3 protein-coding genes and 2 pseudogenes are annotated in these 2,708 nt (G+C 42.8%); 1 reads left to right on the top strand and 4 read right to left on the bottom strand.

Annotated elements, in window-relative coordinates:
- Positions 1-779: RNA-guided endonuclease TnpB family protein (locus ABFX15_RS02570; protein ID WP_346023961.1), on the top strand; the 779-nt coding region annotated here is incomplete at its 5' end.
- A 203-nt stretch (positions 780-982) separates the two neighbouring features.
- On the opposite strand, the gene ABFX15_RS02565 is transcribed toward ABFX15_RS02570, so the two are convergent.
- The 4 genes and pseudogenes from ABFX15_RS02565 to ABFX15_RS02550 all read right to left on the bottom strand — a co-directional run.
- Positions 983-1,615 carry a CBS and ACT domain-containing protein gene (locus tag ABFX15_RS02565; RefSeq protein ID WP_346023960.1) on the bottom strand — a complete coding sequence of 211 codons (633 nt, stop codon included), beginning with the start codon at positions 1,613-1,615 and terminating at the stop codon, positions 983-985.
- Positions 1,616-1,618: 3 nt separating this feature from the next.
- A pseudogene (locus ABFX15_RS02560) lies at positions 1,619-1,861 on the bottom strand (ABC transporter ATP-binding protein); the annotation flags it as partial.
- On the bottom strand, positions 1,812-2,399 hold the full coding sequence (locus tag ABFX15_RS02555; RefSeq protein ID WP_346023959.1) for a branched-chain amino acid ABC transporter permease: 588 nt from the start codon (positions 2,397-2,399) through the stop codon (positions 1,812-1,814). The gene ABFX15_RS02555 and the pseudogene ABFX15_RS02560, both read right to left, overlap by 50 nt.
- Positions 2,400-2,636 (bottom strand): annotated as a pseudogene (locus ABFX15_RS02550) (ABC transporter permease subunit); the annotation flags it as partial.
- Between the last annotated feature and the right edge of the window lie 72 nt (positions 2,637-2,708).

Here is a 2,708-nt window from a genome sequence, read left to right as displayed (position 1 = left end):
CGAAAGCGAGTTATACCACCAACAACCAAGGCGGAAATATCCGCATAGAAGACGGGAAAATCAAACTTCCAAAAACTGGATTCGTGAAGCTGAACCAACACAGAAAGTTTGAAGGAGTCATCAAGTCGAGCACCATTTCTATGAACAAGTCGGGAAAGTATTTCGTCTCTATTCTGGTGAAATCAGAAGACGAAGCAGTGGAAATTACCAAAAGAAAAATCGGGATTGATTTAGGCATCTCCGATTTCGCTATCACTACCAACGATTTAGGCGAGATAGAGAAACACAAAAACCCCAAACAATTATATAAAGCAGAAAAGCAACTCAAGAAAGCCCAGCGTTCGTTGTCCCGCAAACAAAAAGGCGGGAAGAACCGGAGCAAAGCCCGCCTGCAAGTCGCCAAGAAACACGAAAAAATTGCTAACCAGCGGAAGGATTTCTTGGACAAACTAACGAAGAAAATTACAGACGAAAACCAAGTCATCGTAATCGAAACGTTGTCCACCCAGAACCTGATGAAGAACCATAAACTAGCAAAAAGCATCGGCGATGCCGGATGGTATGAGTTCGTCCGCCAGTTGGAATATAAAGCGGAACAAAAAGGACGTACAATCATCAAAGCGGACAGGTTCTATCCATCCAGCCAGATTTGTTCTGCCTGTGGACACCGTGACGGCAAGAAACCCCTCCACATACGGGAATGGGAGTGCCCTAATTGCGGGGAGTATCTGGACCGAGACATCAATGCCAGCAAGAACCTTTTGGCGTTAGCCAAGTAAAAGAAAACCTATGAGGCAGGGACTGCCTTTTGAGCCTACCCATATCCGATTCCTCTGTCTGCATGAAACCTGTTCAGACAAGAATGGAGTTCGTAGGAAGCCCCCACTTCAAAATCCGGAGGATTTAAGTGGTGGGTAGTTCACAGTGTGAGTTTAAAGGAGCGACATAATCAGTTTTATTAAGACAAAGGTGTTTGTTTTTCTTACTCATTCACAACAGTATAGCCTAGGTTTTCAATCGTTTGTTTTGTCTGGTAAGCATTTGGACCATCTGTTTGTATAGTCAATTCGACGCGGTTTTCCGGGCGACTGACAAACATGTGAGTGATGTTGATGTGCTGATCAGCCAGCGTTTTAGAAATACTGGCAATAATGCCGACTTTATCTTCAGACAATTCAATCACCACACGTGTTCCACCCTCCTGATATCCAGTTAAGTCGATAAGAGCTTTGAAAATATCCTTATGCGTAATGATACCAATGACTTCTTTTAAAGGATTTAAAACGGGTAAAACCGTGATGTTCCTTTCTGACATGAGTACCGCTGCAGCCTCAATTAACATATCTGGAGTGGCGGTGACTGCATCTTTAATCATGATATCTTTCACTCTGACCTTATCAAACAAATAATTCATTTCATAAATACTCAAACTGGAAACGTGTGATGGGGAGTTTTCCGAGATAAGCTGTTCGGTAATCAAACCGACAAATTCGCCCTCATCAACGACCGGAAGGCGATGAAATTGATTCCGATCCATTATATCTATTGCTTTTGCTAATTTGACATCAGATGTCACTGTTACAACATCTTTCGTCATATAATGACCTACATTCATTTCTTAGCCTCCTAAATATGCCATCTGGACTTCATCGCTGCCCAACAGCTCTTCCCCTGTCCCTTCTGCCACGATACTACCTGTTTCAATCACATATCCTCTATCAGATATCCCTAAAGCACTATTGGCATTTTGCTCAACGAGTAGAATGGTCGTCCCTCTTTCGTTTATCTCTTCAATGATATTGAAGATTTCTTTAATAAACAAAGGAGCCAGTCCCGTTGACGGTTCGTCCATGGCTACTATTAATGTAATTCGAAATAATCAATACAACCAGAACCATAAAGAGATAAGCGAGTCGCCAATCCATTAAGGCAATGGGAATGCCACTTAGCCCAGCTGCTCCATTTGTCAGGTCACTCATATTTAAAATGGCTACTCGAATAATTTCTCCGACACCGAGTGTGGCAATGGCTAAGTAGTCCCCTTTTAAACGAAGAGTGGGATAACCGACGGCAAAGGCTACGATACCCGATAAGATTATGCCGACAAGCACACTGAGTAAAAAACTGCCTAAACCAGGCGTTTGACGGGTCATAATCCCAGTCGCGTAGGCTCCTATTGCCATGAAACCGGCATGTCCTAAGGCGAGTTGACCGGAGAATCCAACGATTAAATTCAGTCCAACGGCTAAGATAATATTAATTAAAATAGTAATCAGCGTTTGTTGGTAAACTGGAGAAATGAGACCGGTGGTGACGCTTATCTGAATGATTAGAAACAAGGCAAGGATGGTCCCTGCCCAGGCTAGATTGGCTTTATTCAATAATCTCAATCCAATCACCTACACTTTCTCTGTCTGGCTATTCCCAAGTAAACCAGCAGGACGAACGAGTAGGATAACAATTAAAATGATATAGACAACGGCATCTCGAATCATAGAGTTACCGTAAGCTGTAATCATGACTTCAATCATGCCGATGAAATAGCCTCCCAGTACCGCTCCAGGGATTAATCCAATTCCCCCGATAACAGCGGCAACGAATGCTTTCATCCCATATCCCCCACCAAGCATAGGGTTACTGTCAAATTTTTTTGTTCTTAAAGGTCTATAACCGTTGTTCTATCAAGGAAAAGACAAAAAACACTTGCC

The organism is Alkalibacterium indicireducens (assembly GCF_039522005.1).
In the GTDB taxonomy this organism is placed as follows: Bacteria; Bacillota; Bacilli; order Lactobacillales; family Carnobacteriaceae_A; genus Alkalibacterium; species Alkalibacterium indicireducens.
The sequence above is the reverse complement of the archived record's forward strand: the minus strand, read 5'-3'. Positions and strand labels throughout refer to the sequence as shown.

Bases quoted from the DNA above. Each gene is read 5' to 3' on its own strand.
- ABFX15_RS02565 (WP_346023960.1), bottom strand. From the start codon at position 1,615: ATGAATGTAGGTCATTATATGACGAAAGATGTTGTAACAGTGACATCT.